This window comes from Blautia sp. OF03-13 (assembly GCF_003460685.1).
GTDB lineage: Bacteria > Bacillota > Clostridia > Lachnospirales > Lachnospiraceae > Fusicatenibacter > Fusicatenibacter saccharivorans.
Genome location: NZ_QTVR01000010.1, coordinates 62,687 through 84,378, shown reverse-complemented (window position 1 = coordinate 84,378; position 21,692 = coordinate 62,687). Strand labels below are relative to the sequence as shown.

Here is a 21,692-nt window from a genome sequence, read left to right as displayed (position 1 = left end):
TCATAATTTAAAAGAGACAACCCGCCGAAAATGGGTTGTCTCTTGTTCTCTTATAAGATAACTGTTTTCTAGTGGATTTCCATTATGCACGGACAATGTTCGGGGTCTCTTTTCCTGCCTCGAAATCCAGCGCATTCTGCAGTGTGGTCTCTGCAATCGCACGCAGTGCTTCCTCGGTGAAGAATCCCTGATGTGAAGTGATCATAACGTTCGGGAAGGACAGGAGACGTGCTGTGGTGGAGTGCTCCAGAATCTCATCGGAACGGTCCTCGAATACGTTCGGGGTTTCCTCCTCGTATACGTCAAGGCCGACGCCGAAGAATTTTCTTGCACGGATTCCCTCGATCAGGTCGTCTGTCTTTACCAGACCTCCGCGGGACGTATTGACCAGGATCACGCCGTCTTTCATCTTTTTGATGCTCTCGCGGTTGATCATGTGGTATGTGCTGTCCATCAGCGGGCAGTGCAGGGAGATCAGATCACTCTGTGCCAGCAATTCATCAAGAGTTACGTACGTAACAAAATCTTTTAAGGATTCATTCTGGTACACATCGTAAGCAATGACTTTCATGCCGAAACCGCGGCAGATTCTTGCCATAGCCGCACCGATTTTTCCGGTTCCGACGATTCCGGCGGTCTTCTGATAGAAGTTAAATCCCATCAGTCCGCCCAGGCTGAAGTCGTTTTCTCTTACTTTCGTATATGCTTTGTGCATGTGGCGGTTGACCGTCATGGCCAGTGTCATCGCATGCTCAGCTACAGCCTCCGGGGAGTAACCCGGTACACGGCGTACATCAATGCCGTATTTTGCAGCTGTCTTTAAATCTACGTTGTTGAAGCCTGCGCAGCGCATCAGGATCAGCTTGACGCCTGCCTCATGCAGTGCTTCTACGGTTTTTGTTCCGACATCGGAGTTTACGAAGGCGCACACGGCATCGTAGCCTTTGCCAGGGAAGCGGTTCTTGCAGCAAGGCCGGTTTTTAAATATTCCACTTCAATTTCTGGAAACTGCTCTTTGGTTCGGTCGAAAGATTCTCTGTCGTAGTTCTGGGTATCATAAAATAAAATTTTCATAATGTTTTTCCTCCTCGCTTTGCGGTCATCTTATTGTTCCCGCTTACAGTCATTACTATACTTCATTGTTAAAACTTTGTCAATGTATTATTTGTTAAAATTTTATCAATTAGTAAATTTATTTTCAACATCTTTCACAACAGTACAAATTTACTGGATCACCTCGTCCAGGAACCGGGACGGCTCGACTTTCTTTTCAAACCGTTCCTCCACATAACAGAGCGTCAGCTCTTTCCGGGCGCGCGTCATTCCGACGTAGAACATCCGCCGCTCCTCCTCGATCGCCTCCGCAAGGACTGCTTTCTGATACGGCATTACGCCCTCGTTGACGTCAAGAAGATAGACCTTGTCGTACTCGAGTCCCTTGACGCTGTGCAGGGTGGAAACTATAACTCCTTCCGCACTCTCTGCGCGCTGCTTCTGTTTTTCCTTCATCTTCTGCTGGTATTCCTCAATATGTGCAAACCAGCCCTCGATGCTTTTCTGGCTCTTTGCCGCCTCCTGCAGCTCGTCCAAAACGGAAATCAGATCATCCTCTTTCAGATGGCGGTATGCAGCATATTCCTTCACATACTGTTCATAGCCGATCGCATAGCGGATGTAATTGACCGCGCCGAACGGCGATAAATGCGTCAGTGTCGTGATATCCTGCTCCAGTTTGCGGATCCGCTGGCACATCCAGTCTTTTTCTTCGTAATATTCCAGAAGTGCATCAAACGAAACATTCGCCTCCTCAAAGGCATCCCGCGACAGATAACGGTTCGGGCGGTTGGCAATCTTTAAAAACTCGCCGCGCTTCCGGCTTCCCATCGCAAGATTCAGATACGTCAGCAGATCTTTCGCAATCCAGTGGTCATAGAGATCCGGCAGGGCATCCCGCATCTGGAACGGGATCTGTGCTTCCATCAGTTCCTCTACTGCTGTCCGGCAGCCAAGATTCGTGCGGAACAAAAGCGCCATCTCTTCATACGGACAGCCGTTTTTCTCCGCCTCCCGCAGCTCCTCGGCAACGGCACGCATCTCCTCGCGCGGGTTCTTATATCCCCGGATTGCAACTGGAGCGCCTTTCTCGTTGTCGGTGGAAATCGCCTTTTCATACCGCTTTTTGTTGTGGTGGATCAGGCATTGGGACCGCTTCACGATAAATTCCGTACTACGGTAATTTTTATCGAGCACTACCTGCGCCGCGCCCGGGTAATCTTTCGGAAAATTCAGCATGATCTCCGGCTTGGCCCCGCGGAACTGATAAATCGACTGATCGTCATCCCCGACAATAAAGAGGTTATTTTCCGGCAGCGCCAGCATCCGCACAATCTCATACTGCACGGGGCTGATGTCCTGAAACTCGTCAATCAGGATATACTGAAATTTGTGCTGCCAGGCGCGGAGGACCTCCGGCCGCTCCAGAAAGAGACGTTTGCACTGCACCATCAGATCGTCGAAATCGAGTTTTTTGTTCTCCTTCCGCCATTTCTCATACGCCTCATAGATTTCGCGGAACTTTTCCTGCGGCATACAGGCGGAATAGTAATGTTCCAGCGGGATCTGATTGTTCTTCACAGTGCTGATTTCGCGCGCCAGATTTTCCTCGAGATCCTCTTCCTCCAGGTCTCTGGCATAGTGGTTGACCAGCTCGCGCATCAGCCGCTTTTTCTCTTCCTCGCTTAAAATATTGTTGCCGGACATGCGGTACGTATGGCGCAGAATCGCGTAGAATACCCCGTGGAACGTTCCAAAGGTGACCTGGGTACTCGTCTTTCCCATCGCCTTTAAATACCGCTCCTTCATCTCTTTTGCCGCTGCACGCGTAAATGTTACGACAAGAATACGAGAGGCGGAAATGCCGCTCGTTACAAGCTGGCAGGTCCGCCCCGTAATCACTGCGGTTTTCCCCGACCCCGGTCCGGCAAGGACCATCATGGGGCCGGTGGTATGCATCACCGCTTTTTTTTGTGAATCATTATATATCATTTGGATAATTTCTCAATCGCTTTGTCGATGCGGGCAAGAGACTCCTCTTTTCCCAGAACCTCAAGGATTTCCGTTGCGCCGGCCGGTGTCATCTGTTTTCCGGAAAGAGCGGTACGGATCGGCCACATAATATAACCGGTCTTGTATCCTTTTTCTTTTCCGAATGCGCTGAGCATCTCAAAGAGAGCATCATTGCTGAAATCTTCCTGCGCTGCCAGCAGCGGTTTTACTTCCTGAAGAAGCGCAAGGGAGGTCTCCTCGTTTGTCTTCATCTTTTTGTGAGTGTACATCGAAGCGTCGTACTCCGGAACTTCCTCGAAGAAGTCGATGAGGTCTGCAATATCCGGGAATACTTCGATTCTTGTTTTTACCATGGCTGCAATTTTCTTAAAATCGAGCGGACGGTGGACTGTCTTCTGGATATACGGAAGCGCCATCTCATAGAACTTCTCGTCGTCCATTGCCTTCATGTACTCGCCGTTCATCCAGCGGAGTTTTGTCATATCGAAAACGGCCGGAGATTTGCTGATGTGGTGGTAATCGAAGATTTTTACCAGCTCCTCGAGAGAATAGATCTCGCGGTTTCCTTCCGGGCTCCATCCAAGAAGGGCTACGAAGTTGACAATGGCATCTTTTAAGAAGCCCTGATCGATCAGGTCTTCATAAGAAGAATGGCCGCAGCGTTTGGACAGCTTCTGATGCTCCTCGTTGGTGATCAGCGGACAGTGTACGTAAACCGGAACTTCCCAGCCGAATGCCTCGTAAATACGGTTGTATTTCGGGGATGAGGACAGATACTCATTACCGCGGACAACGTGGGTTACACCCATCAGATGGTCGTCGATGACGTTTGCGAAGTTGTAGGTCGGATATCCGTCGGATTTGATCAGGATCAGGTCTTCCAGCTCCTCGTTGTTTACGGTGATGTCTCCGTAGATCTCATCGTGGAAGGTTGTGGTTCCTTCGGTCGGCATATTGAAACGGATGACGTACGGTTTGCCGGCTGCCAGATTGGCCTCCACTTCCTCTTTGGAAAGACCAAGGCAGTGTTTGTCGTAGATCGAGATTTCTTTTCCGCCTACGTTACGCTTGCACTGGCTCAGGCGCTCTGCGTCACAGAAGCAGTAATAAGCGTCACCCTGCTCTACCAGCTGTTTTGCGTATTTCAGGTACAGACCTGCTGCATTACGCTCGCTCTGTACGTACGGGCCGCAGCCGCCGTCTTTGTCCGGTCCCTCGTCGTGTACCAGACCGGTCTCTTTTAAGGTACGGTAGATGATATCAAGTGCGCCTTCCTGAAAACGCTCCTGGTCGGTATCCTCGATACGGAGCATAAAGGTTCCGTCATCGTGTTTTGCGATCAGATACGCATACAGGGCAGTACGCAGGTTTCCTACATGCATCCGGCCTGTCGGGCTCGGTGCAAATCTTGTTTTTACATTGCTCATTTTTCTTTTCTCCTGATTTCTGGTTTTTCTGGAACAATCCTTTTGTCTGTTCCCTTCCACCATTTATTTAGAATGGAAAACAGCCCGGCGTTTCTTCCGAGCTGCACCATCCTTCCACTTTTGCCAGCGGCAATGCTCTTTTTCAGACCTCTACGCCGTGCTGTTTCAAATATTCCATAAAGTCGCCGACGGTAGAAAGGTCTGTCAGTTCGTCGGTGTCGATTTCAATTCCGTACTCGTCTTCTAATGCCATAACCATCTCGTAGAGATCCAGGGAATCTGCACCCAGGTCATCTTTAAAAGAGGTATCTTCGTTGATGCTGTCTGCATCACAGTTGAGCTGTTCTACTAAAATTTCTTTTATCTTTTCTAACATTGTTCTGCTCCTTCCTGCCTCTACCCGGCAGCCAGTATTTCTTTCGAAAAAAGTGTATCTGTTATTCCGGCATTTGTCAATAGATTTTTCTACTTTTACTGTTCTTCCGCCTGTGCCTCTCCTTCTCCGCTCTTTCCATCCTGGAACACAATAAAGCGGGAGACGCACAGGGCAATGCCGATTTCCGTCAGGATAAAGAGCACCGATGTTCCTCCGTAACTGATAAATGGAAGGGTAATTCCCGTTGCCGGCATCAGTTTCAGAACGACACACAGGTTCAGAATAACCTGAATGGAAATATGTGCAAAAACGCCGCTCACCATCAGCATTCCATACGCGTCCGGCGCATTCTGTGCAACCACAAATAGACGGTACAGCAAGTAGCCAAACAGCAGCAATACAAGAAGCGCGCCAAATATTCCAAGCTCCTCGCAGATGATCGAGAAGATCATATCGTTCTGTGCTTCCGGAATTGTTGTAATCTTCTGCGTACTGTTGCCAAGTCCTTTTCCGAGAAATCCACCGGAGCCAATCGCATAAAGTCCCTGCAGAATCTGATAGCTGCCTCCGGAAAGCCATTCATAGATACGGTTCGACCGGAAGTCACCGCCTATTCTTTCAAAGATCTGCAGATTATTTTTTAAAATGATAATCGCAAAAACGCCAATTACCGCCGCGCCCGGAATCACACGCGCATAAAATTTTACCTCCGGGTCCGCCAGAAACAAAATGACGCAGGCGATGAGTCCCAGAATAATGGCGGTACTCAGGTTGTCCGTCAGAATCCACGCAGCCAGCGCCTGCAGCACGCCAAGTCCGAGGACAATCGCTTTTGCGCGGATGGTACGCATATTTTTTCCCATCTTCAGGATAATGTATGGCAAATACAGAATCAGCCCCAGCTTTCCAATCTCCGCAGGCTGAAGACTGACACCGACGATCCGGAGCCATCTTCTCGCCCCATAGGCTTCATAACCAAGCGGCGTAAACCTTACCGCCGCCATCAGAAGGAGACTTCCCCAGTATACCAGTGCTGCAATCCGCTGGAACCATACACTATGATAATCTACAAACTTCGACAATATCACAATCCCCACCAGAACAATAGCAGAAAGCCCCGCCTGATGCGTGAAATAATACATATCATTTCCCTTGAATGTACTGGCCGCCTCGTAGGCGCTCGCGCTGTACAGCATAATCAGTCCGAAGCTGACCAGCAGAATGGTGCAGGCCAGCAGGTTATAATCATAAAAATCCGAAGGAAGTTTTTTCTTCCTCTTTTTCTTCTTTTCTTTCTTCTGGGATGGCATGTTTACTTTCTCTGCCATGAAGTTTCCACCTCCATTGTTTTACTCCATTTATTTCAGTGCATAGCCAAGCAGGCTGACAAAGCCCGGATTTCGGTCGGTCGTTCCGAGGATAACCTTACGCACCAGCTCCGGATCGTCCGTGATAATGTTGTCCACGCCGCAGTTGACCATCCGCTGCATATCTCCCTGATAATTCAGCGTCCAGGCACAGACTTCTTTACCAAGACTGTGCGCATGCTCTACAAAGCTTTCTGTGATGTACGTATATTTTACAGAAAAGAAGTCCGCCGCGTCCATATCCTCCAGGCCTCCGTACGACATTTTCATCGTATACCCGGTCTTGATATCCGGATTGATTTTCTTTGCCTGCCTGAGGAAATTGTAGTTCATGGAAGTCAGCACACACTGATCCACAAAGTCATTGTCCTCGATGATTTTCACCACTTTTTTGACAATATTCTGGTTGTGGCCGTTGTATTTTACTTCGATATTCAGGTTGATTTTTCCTTTCGCGTACGCGATGACTTCTTCCAGCTTCGGAATCTGCTCGCCGCGGAATTTTTTGTTGAATCGTACACCGGCATCAAGCTGGCTGATTTCATCGTAGGTCAGGGTCCAGATGCTGGCATTCAGACCGGTTGTCCGCTTCAGATTTGTGTCATGCATAAGGACAATCTCACCATCACTCGTCTCCTGTACATCGATCTCCGCGTAATCCGACATGCTGTCCACTGCATATTTGATCGCGCTCATCGTATTTTCCGGTGCTTTTCTGGCTCCGCCCCGGTGCGCTGACACCGAAATATACTGGGAGGAAGCCGTTGCCTCTGCACGTGTTGCGCGCATGGCATATACAAGATAAACCGTTTCTCCCGCCAGCATGGCGATCGTGAGAACCACCGCCGTTACCGGACCGCAGAAGGTGCGTACCAGCTTCGAGCTCGGCTTTTTCGTTGTCCGGCTCTTCTGGTAGCCTTTCGGGAGGAACGGATAAAAATCAGATACAGATACGTAATGCTTCCGACAAGGCCGAACGCTCCGCCGATCAGGCTCATCGTCGATTTGACCCAGTCACCGTAGACGATGACGGTACTGACAACGGTAGACGGCGTTTTCACCAGCTTTGCATAGGCAACGACAGCCGTTCCGAAAATCAGATACAGAACCCACGTAATCAGAAAAATCATCACCTGGAAAGAGACGTTGATGCCAAGCTCACGCAGCACGCGTTTTTCCAGTGTCTGGCGCACCCGCAGATGGGTATTTTTCTCTTTTTCCGTCATCATGCACCGGAAAGGGATGGTGTAGGAAAACGCAAACGAAAACGCGACAAGCAGAATCGTCAGCACCACCGGGATCCAGTATGCCGGGAAGGCATTGAAAATCTTCGTCAGGGAAACCTGAAGCAGTTTCATACTGCGGATGGCGCTGTAGCTGCTGTGCAGCCAAAGGTACGGGAAGCTCGCTGCCATGTAGAAAAACCAGGTCCACGGGCGGGCGCGCACAAACTGTGCGGCTCCTCTTCCGCCGGCAAGCATCATGACAGGAACGGAAATCCGTTTTCGTTTCCAGGAGGCCTCCAGAGCCGCCATGACAGCATAGATTTCAAACAGCATACAGAAAAAGAAAACAAGCAGAATTCCAAAAATCAGCAGAAGGGTCAGCGGATGCAACATGATCTTGTTGAAGTTTTCCGATGTCATATAACTCGTTCCCAGCTGTTTTAAGGAAAAGTTGATCGCCGCATTGGCGAGTCTTGAAACCAGCTGGTTGGAAAACAGGCGGTAGACCGTCTCAAATATCACGATGCTAAGCAGGTTTTTCTGCAAAAGTTTCCATGCCATATTCAGATAAATTCGTATCATTCCTGCATTTTTTACTGCCTTTTTTCTCATCTGCTGTTGTTCTCTCCTGTCAGCCGCAATTCCCCCCGATGAATCTGTATGCAAAAATTACCTTTATTTTTTCTCTTTTGTATTTTACATTTGACACTTCGAGTCTTTTTTTGAAGCTCTTTTTCTTTCTGTTCATTTTAAACTATCTTCCAGTATAACACAAAACCGGGTCTTTGAGTATTCTTTTTTCTATTTCTGGTTGCACCACTTCTGTAGTTTTTTTACCATGGCGGATGGGCTGCTTACTGTGCCGTCGATCGGCGTGCCGAGTTTTTTCTGCCAGGCGAGGATTGTCTGCGGACCGATATAGCCGTCCATGCCGGCCGATGCCCATTTCTGCATTTCTTTTACAAGGGCCGATCCGCCTTTTGGCGTACTGTCCCACTCGGCGGCTGTGATGCCATCACAGAATTTCCGGTTGACGGCCAGCTGATTGCTGATTTTTCCATCCTGCGGTGTGCCGAAAAGTTCCTGCAGACGGCGCGTCAGATTTTCGCCCCAGATTCCGTCCTCTGCGACTGTCTTTCCGGATGACTTTGCTGTCTCTGCCGATTTTTCTTTTGCGGGACCGGCATAACGGCAATACGCTGTATGGCAGTTAACCCAGCCTGCCCCTGAGAGAAGCCGTCCCCAGCTTGTGTTCTGGATTTCCGTCACCGTGTAGCTTCCCTGATCCCGGATCGTTCCGGCAATCCTGCTGTCCGCATCCGGTGCCTGACGGATGTTGAGGGCCGCTGTCTGCACCTGATAGATCCCGGGCGCATACGTTTTTCCTGTTCCGCTGCCTGCTGTTCCCGTTCCTGTGCTCCCTGCACCGCTTCCGATCATCCGCTTCATGCGGTCCCAGTCACCGCGGTTCATGATCTGGCTCGGACAGTATTTGCTGCAGATGTCATAATGACGATAGACTCTTTCCAGCGGAATCCCCGTCTCCCGCATGATCTCCCGCACCAGTGCCGCAGTATTCTCAAATGCTTTTTCATAATTATACCCGGCCTGCATACACATCTCCACACCGATGCTGTTCTTGTTGCCGTACTGCTGAAACAGATTTTTTCCGCCGTAATTAATGCCGACATGCCAGCACCCCCGGCTGTGCGGTGCCGCCTGGTAGGCTGTGTCACCGTCATCGACGTAATAGTGTGCGGAAATGTTCTGGAAATTCCCGTCATGCTGTGCTCTCGCATGTGCCCGCGCATCGGCACCTGCTGCGAAGTTGTCGGTGTTGTGGACTACGATACATTTGGGATTGTTTTCCGCATACGTATTCTGATTGCCAAGATACGACCGATCAATTCTCATATTCTCCCCTTTCTGACGGTTCAGACTGCTCCGGCATAACACAGATTTTTTGAAGCGCCGTTCACTCCGGCTTATGGATCTGCTTGATAATCTGATTCACATAATTGCTCAGCCCCGCCACCAGAATCCCCTGTGTGACCGCCGTAAAAACCGCCATCGCCCCCTCCTTCGCCGTCTCAATCTCACTCGTCGCCATCACCCAAACCGCACACAGCACCATGCTGATGCCGCCTAAGATCAGCGGAATGTACTTATTCTTCACCGCCTGCGCCTGCCGCAAAGCAACACCGAAAAAATACAGCACGAACGCAACGACGATGAGTTCGGGCTTTACATAATTCATTGCTTCCATGGAACATCCTTTCTGACTTTTCTGTTTTTGAAAGTCTTTTTTCTATATTATGATGGGATAATGATTTACGACTGGATAAGATTTTCTTACTGTAAACCCAAAAAATCCCACCTGTTTTTCAGATGGGATTTTCCAGTGGTGTGCTGTTCTTTGATTTTTAATTTACTATCTTGTGCAGCAATTCCCCTGACCTGCCCCTGGCTGCGGTGCCGCACAGAAAGTCTTTGCATCAAACGACGGATTAAACGCATAAAAGTTCTTCGAATTCAATTCATCCTGTACAGAACGCAGTGCTTCACCAAAACGCTGGAAATGCACAACTTCACGCGCCCGCAGGAAACGAATCGGATCTGCAACTTCAGGATCTTTTACCAAACGAAGGATGTTATCATACGTTGACCGGGCTTTCTGCTCCGCAGCGAGGTCTTCGAACAAATCTGTCAAAGGATCACCTTTCGACTGGAACTCACAAGAATTAAACGGAACTCCGCCAGCCGCCTGCGGCCAGATTCCGGCTGTGTGGTCTACATAGTAATTGGCAAAACCAGAGTTCTGAATTTCTTCCAGAGAAAGATTGCAGGTGAGCTGATGAACGATCGTTGAAACCATCTCAAGGTGTGCGAGTTCTTCTGTCCCAACATCATTCAACACCCCTGCTACAATTCGGTTCGGTGCTGTGAAACGCTGAGAGAGATACCGCATGGATGCGCCCATCTCTCCATCCGGTCCACCGGAATGCAATACCAGATGATATGTTGTAACTGTAAAAATTTCGATGATACAATATGTTTTCCCGGGTAATTTGCCCGGGAATTTTTATTGCTTTTCTTCTATATACATGTTATTATAACACATGGTCAGAACATCCAAAATGACCAGAAAAAAGAATTATTCTTTTCGCCGCGTAGCTGCGGCGTTTCTTTTTGCCCCCGGGAATCTCCCGGGGCTTTTTACGTTCTTTGAAACTCAAAAAACCCCAGGCATCCGAAGATGCCCAGGGCATATGTAGTACATTTATCTAAATTATTCAATGAACGCCTGCCCGCCGTAATAGGCAGCCATCCATCCGCTCGGTGCTTTCATCCAGATATTGTTTCCGACCCGCTGGATTTCCTGGCACGTCACGGTGGTTCCCGCATCAATGCAGCCATCCTTGTCTTTGTCGTGCTTCTGACCGTCAGGCGTCAGCTGCGAATGTTTCTTTGCAGAGTAATTCGTTCCAGGACCCGTGCGGACTTTCAGCTCTACCTGCAAGGTGTACTCATGTCCAACAATATAAGACGGAGTGTTCTTCTTTTCTGGAGCAGCAGCTGAAACCTTCCCGTTATACACGGAAACCAGCTTCGTTTTTGATGCCTGGCCGTACTTGCCATCCTGTTCCAGATTATAAAATTCCTGGAATGCCAGCAGGGCTTTTTCTGTATCTCCGCCAAAAACTCCATCTGCGCCAGCGCTTCCACAGCCGAATCCGCAGCCATTCAGCATTTTCTGCATTTCTTTTACTGCATCTCCGGAATCACCTTTCTGGAGATAATTTCTTACATTTACAGTTCCAGAACCGGTTGCTGCGCCTCCAACATAGCGGTACACATGGACCCAATGTTTGTTGTAATAGCTGCGGATGCAGATTTCTCTACCGGTCTGATCTCCAGACTGGCCACCGGTGATCGTTCCTTTTTCGTTGATACTTGCATGGACCAGATTTCCGCTGCCGCAGTAAAATGCCGTGTGTCCATTTCCGAGCAGAACATCTCCCCGGATCATTCCACTACCGGTTGCCAGATTCACGGATTTTACAACATCCTTGAACCCGATTTTCGGCAGAACGTCCGGCATGTTGCCGGTATAGGTTGCTCCGCTGGACTTTGCCGGGATTCCGGCTGCTTCCAGGCAGCTGATTACCAGCCCTGAACAATCATAATTCGGATTGCCCCAACGGTCCACCTGGTCATAACCGTGCGAATCATCCAGGGCGATCGCCTCTGCTCTTGCTACTGCATTTTCAATTTTGCTCACTTTGTTTTCCTCCTTCTTCTGATTCTGGTAAATCTTCAAATACTGCTCCCCGTAAGAAGCCCTTGCTTTCTTCACTGCTGATCCGGTGTTCGCTGGAGCCTCGAACTTGACCAGGAAGATATCGGACGCTTCCTGCACTGAGGTTGCGGTCTGCAATACCTTCCAGACACTCTTATAGCTCGTCTTCAATTCGCTCAGCATGTACTCTGTCTGCGTCTTCGTATCTCCGATGGACACTCCTCTGGACTTAACCAGATCGTAAAGGCCGGCTTTTCTTCCAGCGGACGTCCACTGGCAGAAGCCGTAACCATACTGTCTGGAGTCTCCCAGCGGATGCAGGAACAGATCTCTTGTGATCTCTCCACTGTCTACCGCCTCTGTATACGTGGCATCTGTGTATTTGTATCCAGGCTTATTTTCGCAAAGATTGTCAAGGTTCCGGGGATTCGCTCCGGACTCTGCATAGATATTTCCCATTGCTGCGCACGCGCCGTAAAGTGTGCAGCCGGCAGCCATCAGACTGTTAAACAGGATATCCGTATTTGTATTCCGTTCTATTGCCATTTCTCGCAAACGCTCCTTTCTTAGGTTCTCAATTCTTCCGAGACCCGTTCACCTTTCCGTCGTCAAGAAGATCTTTTACTGCTGCAAACCATTCTTCGATTACTTTAATGAGCATTTCTTCTGACACGATCACCTGCAGCCACCTTGGCAGCAGCGATCTCGCCTGCTGTACTACCCATTTCAGTTTCTGTTCTCCCTGCCCAGATGCATTGTATACATGCTCTGCTTTGAGAATAAGCTGATAAACATCTCCTCGGATGCCATCAAGGCCTTTCATTTTCGTGTACTGATATACGCACACCAGTGTTACGATCACCAGCACCGCCACTACTGCAACTACAACCGGCAGTGGGATCTGCGATAATACATTCATTAATTCCATTCTGGTTTCCTCCTGTGTTTTATTCTCCTGTGATACCCTTGTGAGCTTTGTATAGCCGCGTGGAGCATCTAAAATTGTATTCGTGGTAATTTTAGCGAAACATAAAAAGAACCATAGAAAGCCGATTACGCTTTTATGGATCTACGGTTCGTCTTTATGTACGATGTGATTCACTCCCTGCCTCGTCAGGAAATTTTCAAGATCGTGCTTTCGTTCCAGCTCATAGTCTAAAGCTGCGTGCATATCACCGTTGCACTTTGCGTCTGGAATCCTCTGCACTGCTTTGGCTGTTGCTTCTGATAAGCAAAGAGAGCCGTCTAAAGCTCGCAGCATCATGTACTGCAGATCTTCACGGTTCTTTTCTTTCTCATCCTGTTCTTTTTGCCTGCGTGCCCGTTCGATCTTCTCCGCTTCTGCCCGTTTCTGGATACGTCTTTCCAGAAGCCAAAAACAGAAAGCAACGATCGCAGACGGCACACCGGCAGCAATCAATAATTCCATTTGCATCTCCTTCCTTTCACGCTATTTCATCATCGTCGATATCTGCGTACTTCTGGCATGCATGTTCGATGACGTCAAGATCTGTCTCTATTTCTTCCAAACTCTTTGTCGGCGTTCCTTTGGCAAGAAAAATCAGATCATAGATTGTCGACCAGATCCTTGAGATAATCTGCAACTTTGTCATCATTCCTCCCCTTGATTGTTATTTTTTCTCTGTGTTCTGATCCGATCCTGATGTTTTTTCTGCTGCATAATTGTCATATTCAGTCCAGATGTCATTCTCAAATTTATCAACAACATCATCGATATCCTTTTTATTGGCACGATACTTTCTACCGTTGTTGATGTAGCGATTGATGATTGGAACATCCGGATGTTTTGCATCCATATTGGCGTCCATAGACACAACAGTCTCGCCATCAACTGTGATGATTCCAGAATAATGAATGTCCTTTGTGTAAGTTGCTGATACTGCCATATTTTTGTCCTCCTAAAAATTAATTTGTATCTCCAGAGATATTATCTCTCATGGATTCAAGTTCACTTCTTAGATCCGCAACCTCTACTTCAAGGTTCGATCTTCTTTGCTTTTCGAGTTGAAGCTCATGCGTTATTACCGCAATCAAATTGGTATATACCATACTATAAGTATCAATATAGCCATCCTCAGTGTTCTTCCTGTCGTGGTGTACCAGATCCAGCTCGTCTTCTCGGATTCCTAGTTCTCGCATGGCTTCTACGACATCCTGTGCGACGAATCCATAACAAATGCGCCCATCACCGTCAATCATCCGATACTGAACTGGTTTTAAGCGATCGAACAGCTCTGAATGAATATCCGTCTTATTGATCTTGCTCTCACCGAGTGGAAATACGTTTGTTTTGGCGCGGCGATCGGATGTGACCTGTGGGGAGTTTTTAACAATCAAACGCTCCCATACTCTTCCACTATCTCCTAACATAATCTTTTCGGAGTACGCCTTGGTCGGTGCGAACGCTCCAGTATACACTCCTCCAGACCAGCCACAGCCATAAAATTCGACCTCTGCCTGATAACCTTTCTTCTTTGATTCAAGAATAATGCTACCGTTACCAATATCGAGGTTTGCTTTGTTGTTGGCATCCGAGTAAGTATTTACAACAAAAGAATCGTCAACAGCTCCGGCTATACAGCTTCCAGAAGAACTTGATGTCTCCAATACAGATTCGTGGACACCTTTAATATCTACATATTCGCTCTGGATTGACAGAGCCGCATTGCCGGATTTTGTTTCAACCAAAATCTTACCGACACCGCCACATAACTCAATAACCGCATCTTTTGCGTTCTTTCCAAGCTGTATCAACTTATCACCATAATATGCGAGTGTCGTTCCTGCCCGGTTAAGAATCTCAAATGCTGATGCTGAAATCTTAGTCCGATAACCAGACCAAGATCCGCTGGTTTTATTACCAACTTCCAATCCGGTCCCATCAGTAAACTGCATAAAGTTGGTGGCTGTTTTTGCTGCTTGTAAAGGATTCGCATTAATTGAACCAGATGGTAAAGAAGCTAATTTGGTTGATGTCCACGTCACTGTATATGGACCAGAACCTTGAGTATAGTTAAATACTCTCAGCTGCCCATACGGTTCATTTAATCTTGTTATAAGGCCCCACGTTGAAGTAGTCTTTTTATAAATCCATAATGACCATCCGCCTGAAGATCTTAGGAAATCCAATCCAGGATCTGAGTTATTTGCAGAGATAAAACTAAACTGGACATCTGTTGTCTCAAAACCTCTGCCACCAAGTTTAAATGTTGTTGGCTGATTTGCATACGAACCTGTGATCTTTATTGTAGCAAATTCGACATAAAGATTTGACTCACCGTTTCCATTTACCGTATGCACTACCTGATTTGCGTCCTTACCTGCAGCGCCCTGTGGACCTTGAGGACCTTTATCGCCTTTTACCCCTTGAGGACCTTGTGGTCCCTGAGGACCAGTTGCTCCTTTATCCCCTTTATCACCTTTGGCTCCAGTATCACCTTTTAAGCCTGTTATATCAACACAAATGACATTTGCAATATACCATTTAGTTGTGATATTGTTTCTCTGCTGATCTATCTGAAAATATACGCTTCCTTTTGATTTTCCTGATGGACAAGTGAAGTTATATGTCGCTTCCTGCCAACTGTTACCAAGATCTTTGGTTGATGTCGGCACCACAATTGTATCGTAAGGTTGTCCAGACGTCCGCGTTATGTACCATATGCCGGAGTTCAATTCGAGGGAACCCGTTATCCGCTTTCGGTGAACAGTTATGCGATACTGGTGTCCCGGAAATACTGGAAAAGCTGTTGAGCTATTTTGATGATCTCTGCTATCAAGTATATTAACTGCCGCGCCATTTGGAGCTGTGACACTTGTATCAATCCTTGTTATCTGAGGCTTTCCTGACTCAAATAGCGGATTTACCCATAGATTTGTACCATTTTTTCCATCTTCTCCAGTGGCTCCCTTATTGCCATAAGCGCCAATAACCCTTTTAGCTGTATCATTTGTGGTGTTATTTGTATATGTAATGGTTTCATAATTCCACAAATACTTATTTGTTTCAGTCATCGTTGGCACAGTCGTTGACCATGTCGTAGGAGCCGATGAATTCGAGGTTGAAACAGCATAATGCTCCGTTATGCTCTTGATACCATTTCCAGTTGGACCAGTTCCTCCAGTAGCACCTTTATCACCTCTTGCTCCAGTAACACATACAGCTGTTGTCGTTGAAGTCGTGTTGTCAGTATAGGTAATCACCGATCTCGTCCAAATATATTTACTGTTCTCCCACCCAGGATAAGTCGTGCTCCACGATCCGCCGGACATGGCTGTTGCTGACGTTGATTTGTAATACTGTTCTACAATAGATTTAACGCCTTTACCGGTTGCACCAGTCCCTCCAGTATCTCCTTTGTCACCTTTGGCTCCGGTTGCTCCCTGTGCTCCTGCAATGCAAACTCCATTTTGATTCGGCGAATACGTTCTGTTACCAGCTCCGTCCGTTGTTACCGTACGGCTCCACATATACTTTCCATTAACCCATGTCGGCGCTGTGGTCGACCATGATCCACCAGAAAGTGATGTTGCCGATGTTGAAAGATAATACTCAACATCAACAAAAGATACATAATCCTCTGGAGCTGGTGTCCAGTCCGTGGCCATATTGCCTTTTTCGACTTTGATTTTTAACGTATATATAGTCCCAGATGTAGCCGAGCCATAACCAAATCTCATCGTAAGATATCTGGCATTTGTTGGAACTGGTATTGTTCCGTTGTTATTGGCAATTGCCGTATATATAGCAAGTGCTTTCTTATTTTCATCGAGAAAATTATAATAATTTTTCGTGAATAGAGGATTGCTTACTGAAAATGTAACCGCTGTTGCTCCACTCACATCCATAATCGGACCATTCCTAGATGTCGCAAGTTCACCTACCGCATAAAGAGCGTCTCCTATGTATAAATCAGATCCGGAGGCCTTTAAACTTATAACGCCAGTCATGGTATTGACAGATGATGAAGTTGTGTTTGCTTTAAAAGTAGCCGAAAAACCACTCAGACTGTATAAATTTCGTCCGCCGACGACAATTCCTTCCGGTGTACTACCAACGTTGTAAGCAGTTGAAGTTGTATTATCCGTATAGGTGATGATCGTACGAGTCCAGAAATATGGTTTGTCCGCACTTGTCGCCGGAGGAGTTGCTGACCATACTCCAGTAGGGATCGTAGTTCCAGACGAACTTGCCTGATATGTTACTGCAGTAGATTTAACGCCTTTTCCACTTGCACCAGTATCGCCCTTATCACCTTTGGCTCCAGCCTCGCCTTTGATTTTCGCCCACTTATACATTCCGACACTTGTAGGATCATCTTTTGCATAGTCCACGCATGTTCCGATATAAGCGCCAATATCCTCACCACTGTTCCCGGTGAATGTCTTCCCACCGTCATTACTATATTTGATGTGCAGATAACTGGTTTTCCCGTCTGCTCCATTGGTACCTGAAATTCCCTGTTTTCCCTGTGGACCCTGCGAACCTTCCAGCTGCTGCCAGCTGTACTTCTTCGGATCATCCGAATCCGTCTGTGTAAAATCCACATACGTTCCAATGTATTTTGACGGTGTCTCTGTCATCTGAGACGCAGAGGTCGGATTCGAAACCGCAGAATATTTGATGTGAAAATACGTCGTTTTTCCATCTTTTCCGTCAGCGCCTTTGGGTCCCTGAATTCCCTGGTCACCTTTTTCACCCTGCAGGCCGCGCAAGCCCTGCGGACCCTGTTCTCCCTTAATTTTAGCCCATATATACGAGCCAACTGTCGTCGGATCCGTCTGATTGAAATCGGTACATGTTCCAACATAATCTCCCGGTGTCTCACCACTGTTCGCTGTAAAAGTTTTACCCCCATCATTGGAATACTTGATATGAAGATAGGTAGTTTTTCCGTTCGATCCATCTTTCCCAGGAAGGCCCTGCGTACCTTTTTCGCCCTGTAACCCCTGAAGCCTATACCATGTATATTTTCCAGGATCGTTTGAATCCATTTCCGTAAAATCCACGTAGGTACCAATATAAGTGTTGGGAACCTCTGTCATCTGGCTTGCAGACGTCGGATTCGAAACTGCAGAATACTTAATGTGAAAATATGTTGTAGCTCCGTTCTGTCCATCTTTTCCAGCAATACCTCGCTCCCCCTGTGGTCCCTGGATTCCCTGCAGTCCCTGCGTGCCCTGCGGTCCTTGAATCTTTGTCCACTTGTATTTAGATGGGTCGGTAGAATCTGCCTTTGTATAGTCCGTATACACACCGATGTACGTCTTACCGGTTGATTCAGTAATAGAAAAGCCTGTCTTTCCATCCGCACTCGTTGCATAAGCGATATGAAAATACGGTGTTTTTCCATCTGCTCCCGGCTTTCCTTGGATTCCCTGCGTACCATCGGCACCTTTAATCTTACTCCAAGCATATTTCGTTGGGTCTGTGCTGTCCGCTACGACCTCATCTACATACATTCCGACATAATCACGATTCGAATCAGAAACGGAGAAACTGACCTTTCCATCAGAGCTATTTGCATAAGCAATATGCGTATACGTGGATTTGCCACTTTCGCCCTTTGGTCCCTGGATTCCCTGATCACCCTTATCGCCCTGCAGGCCGCGCAGTCCTTGCTCGCCCGGATCTCCCTTATCTCCTTTCGGCCCCTGAAATTTGCTCCAACGATACTTCGCCGGATTGGTGCTGTCAGCCTTGGTAAAATCCACGTATTGGCCTATATACGTTTTATCGACGGCGTTGGTTGTCGAAAAGCCTGTCTTTCCATCCGCGCTTGTTGCATAAGCGATATGCAGATAACTGGTTTCACCATTCGCACCGTTTTCTCCAGGGGTTCCATCGGCGCCGTCCTCTCCGTCATCGCCCTGAAATTTTCGCCAGGTGTACTTGGTCGGATCTGTACTGTCCTCCAGTATATAGTCCACATAGGTACCGATATATTTTCCTGTATCCTTTCGCAACTGATTCGCTGTCGGGTTCGGAACATCAGCATATCTCACATGAAAAAAACTTGTCAGACCGTCTTTTCCAGGCTCCCCCGCAATTCCCTGATCTCCAACAACCTTTACCCAGGCGTAGACGCTCGGATCTGTCAGAACCGGCTGCTTTGTCGTCCGATTGTATGCAATACCCATGTATGCTTTTCCAGCAGATTTGATTGATATTCCATCGCCCGTTTCTGTATCAGCAAATACAACCCATGTGTAAAATGTCCGGTTCTTTGCCAGTTTCTCAAACTGCGCAGCCAGGTTCTCCATCTTCTCGGAAATTCCACTTGATTTAAGCTGATATTCGCCCAGTGTCGCTGTGTACTCATCGTTGCAGATGGAAGATTCCAGCTTCATGATCCGCGCGGACAGATACAATTCTCCGGTGTCATCTACGATATTGACTGTATCGCCGATCTTGATTCCATCCGGCAGATATGCCAGCTCCACTTCATAGGATACCGCAGCATCATAGATCTTTTTCAACTTGGATACAGCACGGTTGCACAGCTCCGACTGGCTTAAAGTATCATAAGTATACGTCTGGACGATATGCCCAGTTCCATTCCCTTTCTCGGAAAGATACCGGCTCCATTTTGCCACCGCGCTCCGGGAATAAATCGTGCTGCCGGACAGATAAATATCACCGTCATCATACTTATACCCTTTCAGATTGATCGGCGTTTCACTGTCTTCCGGATATCCGCCGGTAACGGAAAGTGCCGTAGCCAGATCTTCTACTGAACTTTTTACAATGATATTTTTCACTTCCCGGTTGATCCGAAGTTCTCGCCCCTGATCTACGCCGCGCTTCTTATGCAGGTTGATATATTTGTGCTTGATTTTCAACCGGTCGATTTCAAAAGTATAGGAAACTTCCGCGTCAAACTGCGTGGCAACGCTCAAAATACGCTCAGAAGCGGTGGTCTCACCCTCCCAGGACAGTTTCCGGTTATAATTGCTGACCTCATTGATTCCAATTTCAAAGCCGGAATCGTCGCTGAATTTTTCAACATAGTAGCTCGCTGGATATGCCTTGTCTGCTTTGTATTCGCCAACTGTCTCGTTCAGGAGATCCATACCGGCATCCTCGGCATAGATTTCTACTTCCTGTTTGAAAATATTTTCTTCGCTGGTAATGATCGTATAAAATTCCTGCTCATCGCCATTCTTCCGAAGAATATAATTGCCAACAGAACCATACTGTTTCGCATCATTCCGCGTGCTCGCCGTGTAATTCAGCGTAAATTCTAGTGTAGCAACACCTGCTTCCACCTCTTCTGTTTTCAGATCATCAGAAATGTACAATCCCTTCGGTAGCTCTGTGCTTGCCTGCCCAAGGACATTCATATGTCGGTCCGCAAAATATAAAATCATAGAAACACCTCCCTGTATTTCATTGTGTATGTTGGCTGTGTTGCCCAGTCCGATGCAATGCATTGGATCTGATTCATTCCAGGCTGCAGGCAAAAGTTCTCCCAATCGTTGCCCAACGCACCAAGATCCTGTCTCGGAAGTCCCTGTAACATGACCTCTCCATTGCTACAGTCAGCTGTCAAAACCTGATTTACCGAAAATTTATTCGGAATATCACGCCATTTTTCTACATTGTCAATTCTCACGAAGATGCCGCGGAAATAATTTCTGGTGACAAGCTGATTTCCTGTATTTCGACTTCCCCACTGTCCCAAATACAATTTCACTGTTGCCACTTTCACATTTTTTAATTCTGGAACTGTAAATTCCGGATAACTGCCCTTCCAGAAAAAACGTATTTTCTCTCCATGTTTCATCATGTCGCTTGCGCCATACGTTTGGCTGTATGGGTTTGCATCTTTTCGATGGCAAGGTTCAAAAGTATATGTTTTGACGATACGCGGGTTGTTTCCACCTACCCACATATTCATGTGCGCTGTGTTTCCGATCGTATCGGTTTTGTATATCTCCTGGCAGCAGATCATTTTTCCGTTCGCATCGCAGAAAGCAATCGCCTGGCAGCCCGTCTGCCCCATAAGACCAGTTTCAAACCAGCTGTTCATGTAACAATAGAGGTGCGTCGCTCCCTTTGCTCCATTGGAATCTACCACATCAATAGATTTCATAGCTCCATTCCAGCCGTTTGTGTTTGGACTTACATATCCACTGCTGGCCAGATACAGACCTTTGATGCTGTCTACGCTCATGACACCCAGCTTTCCAGCCGTCTTGCTGTTACTGTATAAGAAGTTGCTCCCTGTATCATCTTTCCACGCCGCATCCTGTGACCAGACATATTGGTCAGCATAGCTTGTTATCAGTTCGCTTTTTTTGTATGTTTCTCCGTTCAACTCATCCGGATCACCGAACTGAAGAATTTTCTTGGAGTCATTTACAAAACCTACTACTCCATTTTCACTGTGCATTACTGCCTGAAGCTTTGGAAAGGCCCGATAAGTGCCGTTGTACGACACAATGAACGTTTTTCCGTCATCCGCAGTCGGATTCACCGTAAATTCTTCCACCGAATACTTGAATGGATCCGCGCAGTAAAATTCCAGCTCCGCAGTGATCGCATTTCTTCCCGCCGGCACTTCACTCGTTCCCTGCTTTGTTCCGATATAATATTTGTCCGGTTCATCTGCAAAAATAAGGGTTGCCTGTTCTGCATCCAGAAGAGCATTCAGTTTGTTGTAAGCACTGCGAAAAGCTGCATTATCTTCGGCTACCAGCTGATATCCCACCACAATAGTCCTTGGCTGATAACGCTTTCGTCGATACTTTGTACCGTCAGACACGCCTGTTTCCAGATCTGTAATCTCCGTACCCAAAATTTCCCGGCCGGACACATAAAGTGTCCGATAGCCGGGAATTACGTTCTCAAGATAACTTCCATTAAACATGAGAGCCTCCGAAGGCAGGTTCTGCCCTGGGTATCGC

Annotated in this window: 15 protein-coding genes and 2 pseudogenes; all 17 read right to left on the bottom strand. The window is 47.4% G+C overall.

What is annotated here, in order from left to right; genetic code table 11:
- Positions 1-82 precede the first annotated feature (82 nt).
- Positions 83-1,074 (bottom strand): annotated as a pseudogene (locus tag DXA55_RS09550) (2-hydroxyacid dehydrogenase).
- 150 nt (positions 1,075-1,224) lie between these two features.
- Entirely contained in the window at positions 1,225-3,045 is a 1,821-nt protein-coding gene (locus DXA55_RS09545; protein ID WP_117813958.1) for an ATP-dependent helicase, read from the bottom strand.
- Positions 3,042-4,493, bottom strand: coding sequence for a glutamate--tRNA ligase (gltX, locus tag DXA55_RS09540; RefSeq protein WP_117813956.1), 1,452 nt, complete (start codon positions 4,491-4,493; stop codon positions 3,042-3,044). Before gltX ends, DXA55_RS09545 begins: the two co-directional genes overlap by 4 nt.
- A gap of 142 nt (positions 4,494-4,635) precedes the next feature.
- Positions 4,636-4,869 carry an acyl carrier protein gene (gene acpP, locus DXA55_RS09535; RefSeq protein ID WP_022462712.1) on the bottom strand — a complete coding sequence of 78 codons (234 nt, stop codon included), beginning with the start codon at positions 4,867-4,869 and terminating at the stop codon, positions 4,636-4,638.
- Between the two features lie 95 nt (positions 4,870-4,964).
- Positions 4,965-6,197, bottom strand: a complete 1,233-nt coding sequence (locus DXA55_RS09530) for an FtsW/RodA/SpoVE family cell cycle protein (RefSeq protein ID WP_082426238.1) — start codon at positions 6,195-6,197, stop codon at positions 4,965-4,967.
- Between the two features lie 30 nt (positions 6,198-6,227).
- Positions 6,228-7,079 carry a glycerophosphodiester phosphodiesterase gene (locus DXA55_RS09525; protein WP_147342011.1) on the bottom strand — a complete coding sequence of 284 codons (852 nt, stop codon included), beginning with the start codon at positions 7,077-7,079 and terminating at the stop codon, positions 6,228-6,230.
- Positions 7,080-7,084: 5 nt separating this feature from the next.
- Positions 7,085-8,074, bottom strand: a complete 990-nt coding sequence (locus DXA55_RS09520; protein WP_117813951.1) for a hypothetical protein — start codon at positions 8,072-8,074, stop codon at positions 7,085-7,087.
- A gap of 189 nt (positions 8,075-8,263) precedes the next feature.
- Positions 8,264-9,376 (bottom strand): N-acetylmuramoyl-L-alanine amidase, encoded by a 1,113-nt coding sequence (locus DXA55_RS09515; protein WP_117813950.1) that lies wholly within the window; start codon positions 9,374-9,376, stop codon positions 8,264-8,266.
- Positions 9,377-9,437: 61 nt separating this feature from the next.
- On the bottom strand, positions 9,438-9,728 hold the full coding sequence (locus DXA55_RS09510; RefSeq protein WP_022462708.1) for a phage holin family protein: 291 nt from the start codon (positions 9,726-9,728) through the stop codon (positions 9,438-9,440).
- Between the two features lie 165 nt (positions 9,729-9,893).
- Positions 9,894-10,463: pseudogene (locus DXA55_RS09505) on the bottom strand (manganese catalase family protein); the annotation flags it as partial.
- Positions 10,464-10,751: 288 nt separating this feature from the next.
- Positions 10,752-12,308 carry a phage tail tip lysozyme gene (locus tag DXA55_RS09500; protein WP_117813946.1) on the bottom strand — a complete coding sequence of 519 codons (1,557 nt, stop codon included), beginning with the start codon at positions 12,306-12,308 and terminating at the stop codon, positions 10,752-10,754.
- 28 nt (positions 12,309-12,336) lie between these two features.
- A complete protein-coding gene (locus DXA55_RS09495) occupies positions 12,337-12,690 on the bottom strand; it encodes a hypothetical protein (protein ID WP_117813944.1) in 354 nt (117 codons plus the stop codon).
- 141 nt (positions 12,691-12,831) lie between these two features.
- On the bottom strand, positions 12,832-13,191 hold the full coding sequence (locus DXA55_RS09490; RefSeq protein ID WP_055267310.1) for a hypothetical protein: 360 nt from the start codon (positions 13,189-13,191) through the stop codon (positions 12,832-12,834).
- A gap of 16 nt (positions 13,192-13,207) precedes the next feature.
- Positions 13,208-13,378, bottom strand: a complete 171-nt coding sequence (locus tag DXA55_RS17100; protein WP_158565073.1) for a hypothetical protein — start codon at positions 13,376-13,378, stop codon at positions 13,208-13,210.
- A gap of 15 nt (positions 13,379-13,393) precedes the next feature.
- The gene (locus DXA55_RS09485) at positions 13,394-13,669 is read right to left on the bottom strand and encodes a hypothetical protein (protein ID WP_117813942.1); all 276 of its coding nucleotides are present in this window, start codon (positions 13,667-13,669) and stop codon (positions 13,394-13,396) included.
- Positions 13,670-13,688: 19 nt separating this feature from the next.
- Complete coding sequence (locus DXA55_RS18100; protein ID WP_158565072.1) at positions 13,689-20,153, bottom strand: phage tail spike protein; 6,465 nt, start codon at positions 20,151-20,153, stop codon at positions 13,689-13,691.
- Positions 20,150-21,655 (bottom strand): distal tail protein Dit, encoded by a 1,506-nt coding sequence (locus DXA55_RS09475; protein WP_158565071.1) that lies wholly within the window; start codon positions 21,653-21,655, stop codon positions 20,150-20,152. The genes DXA55_RS18100 and DXA55_RS09475 overlap by 4 nt, the downstream gene beginning before the upstream one ends.
- Positions 21,656-21,692: the final 37 nt, after the last annotated feature.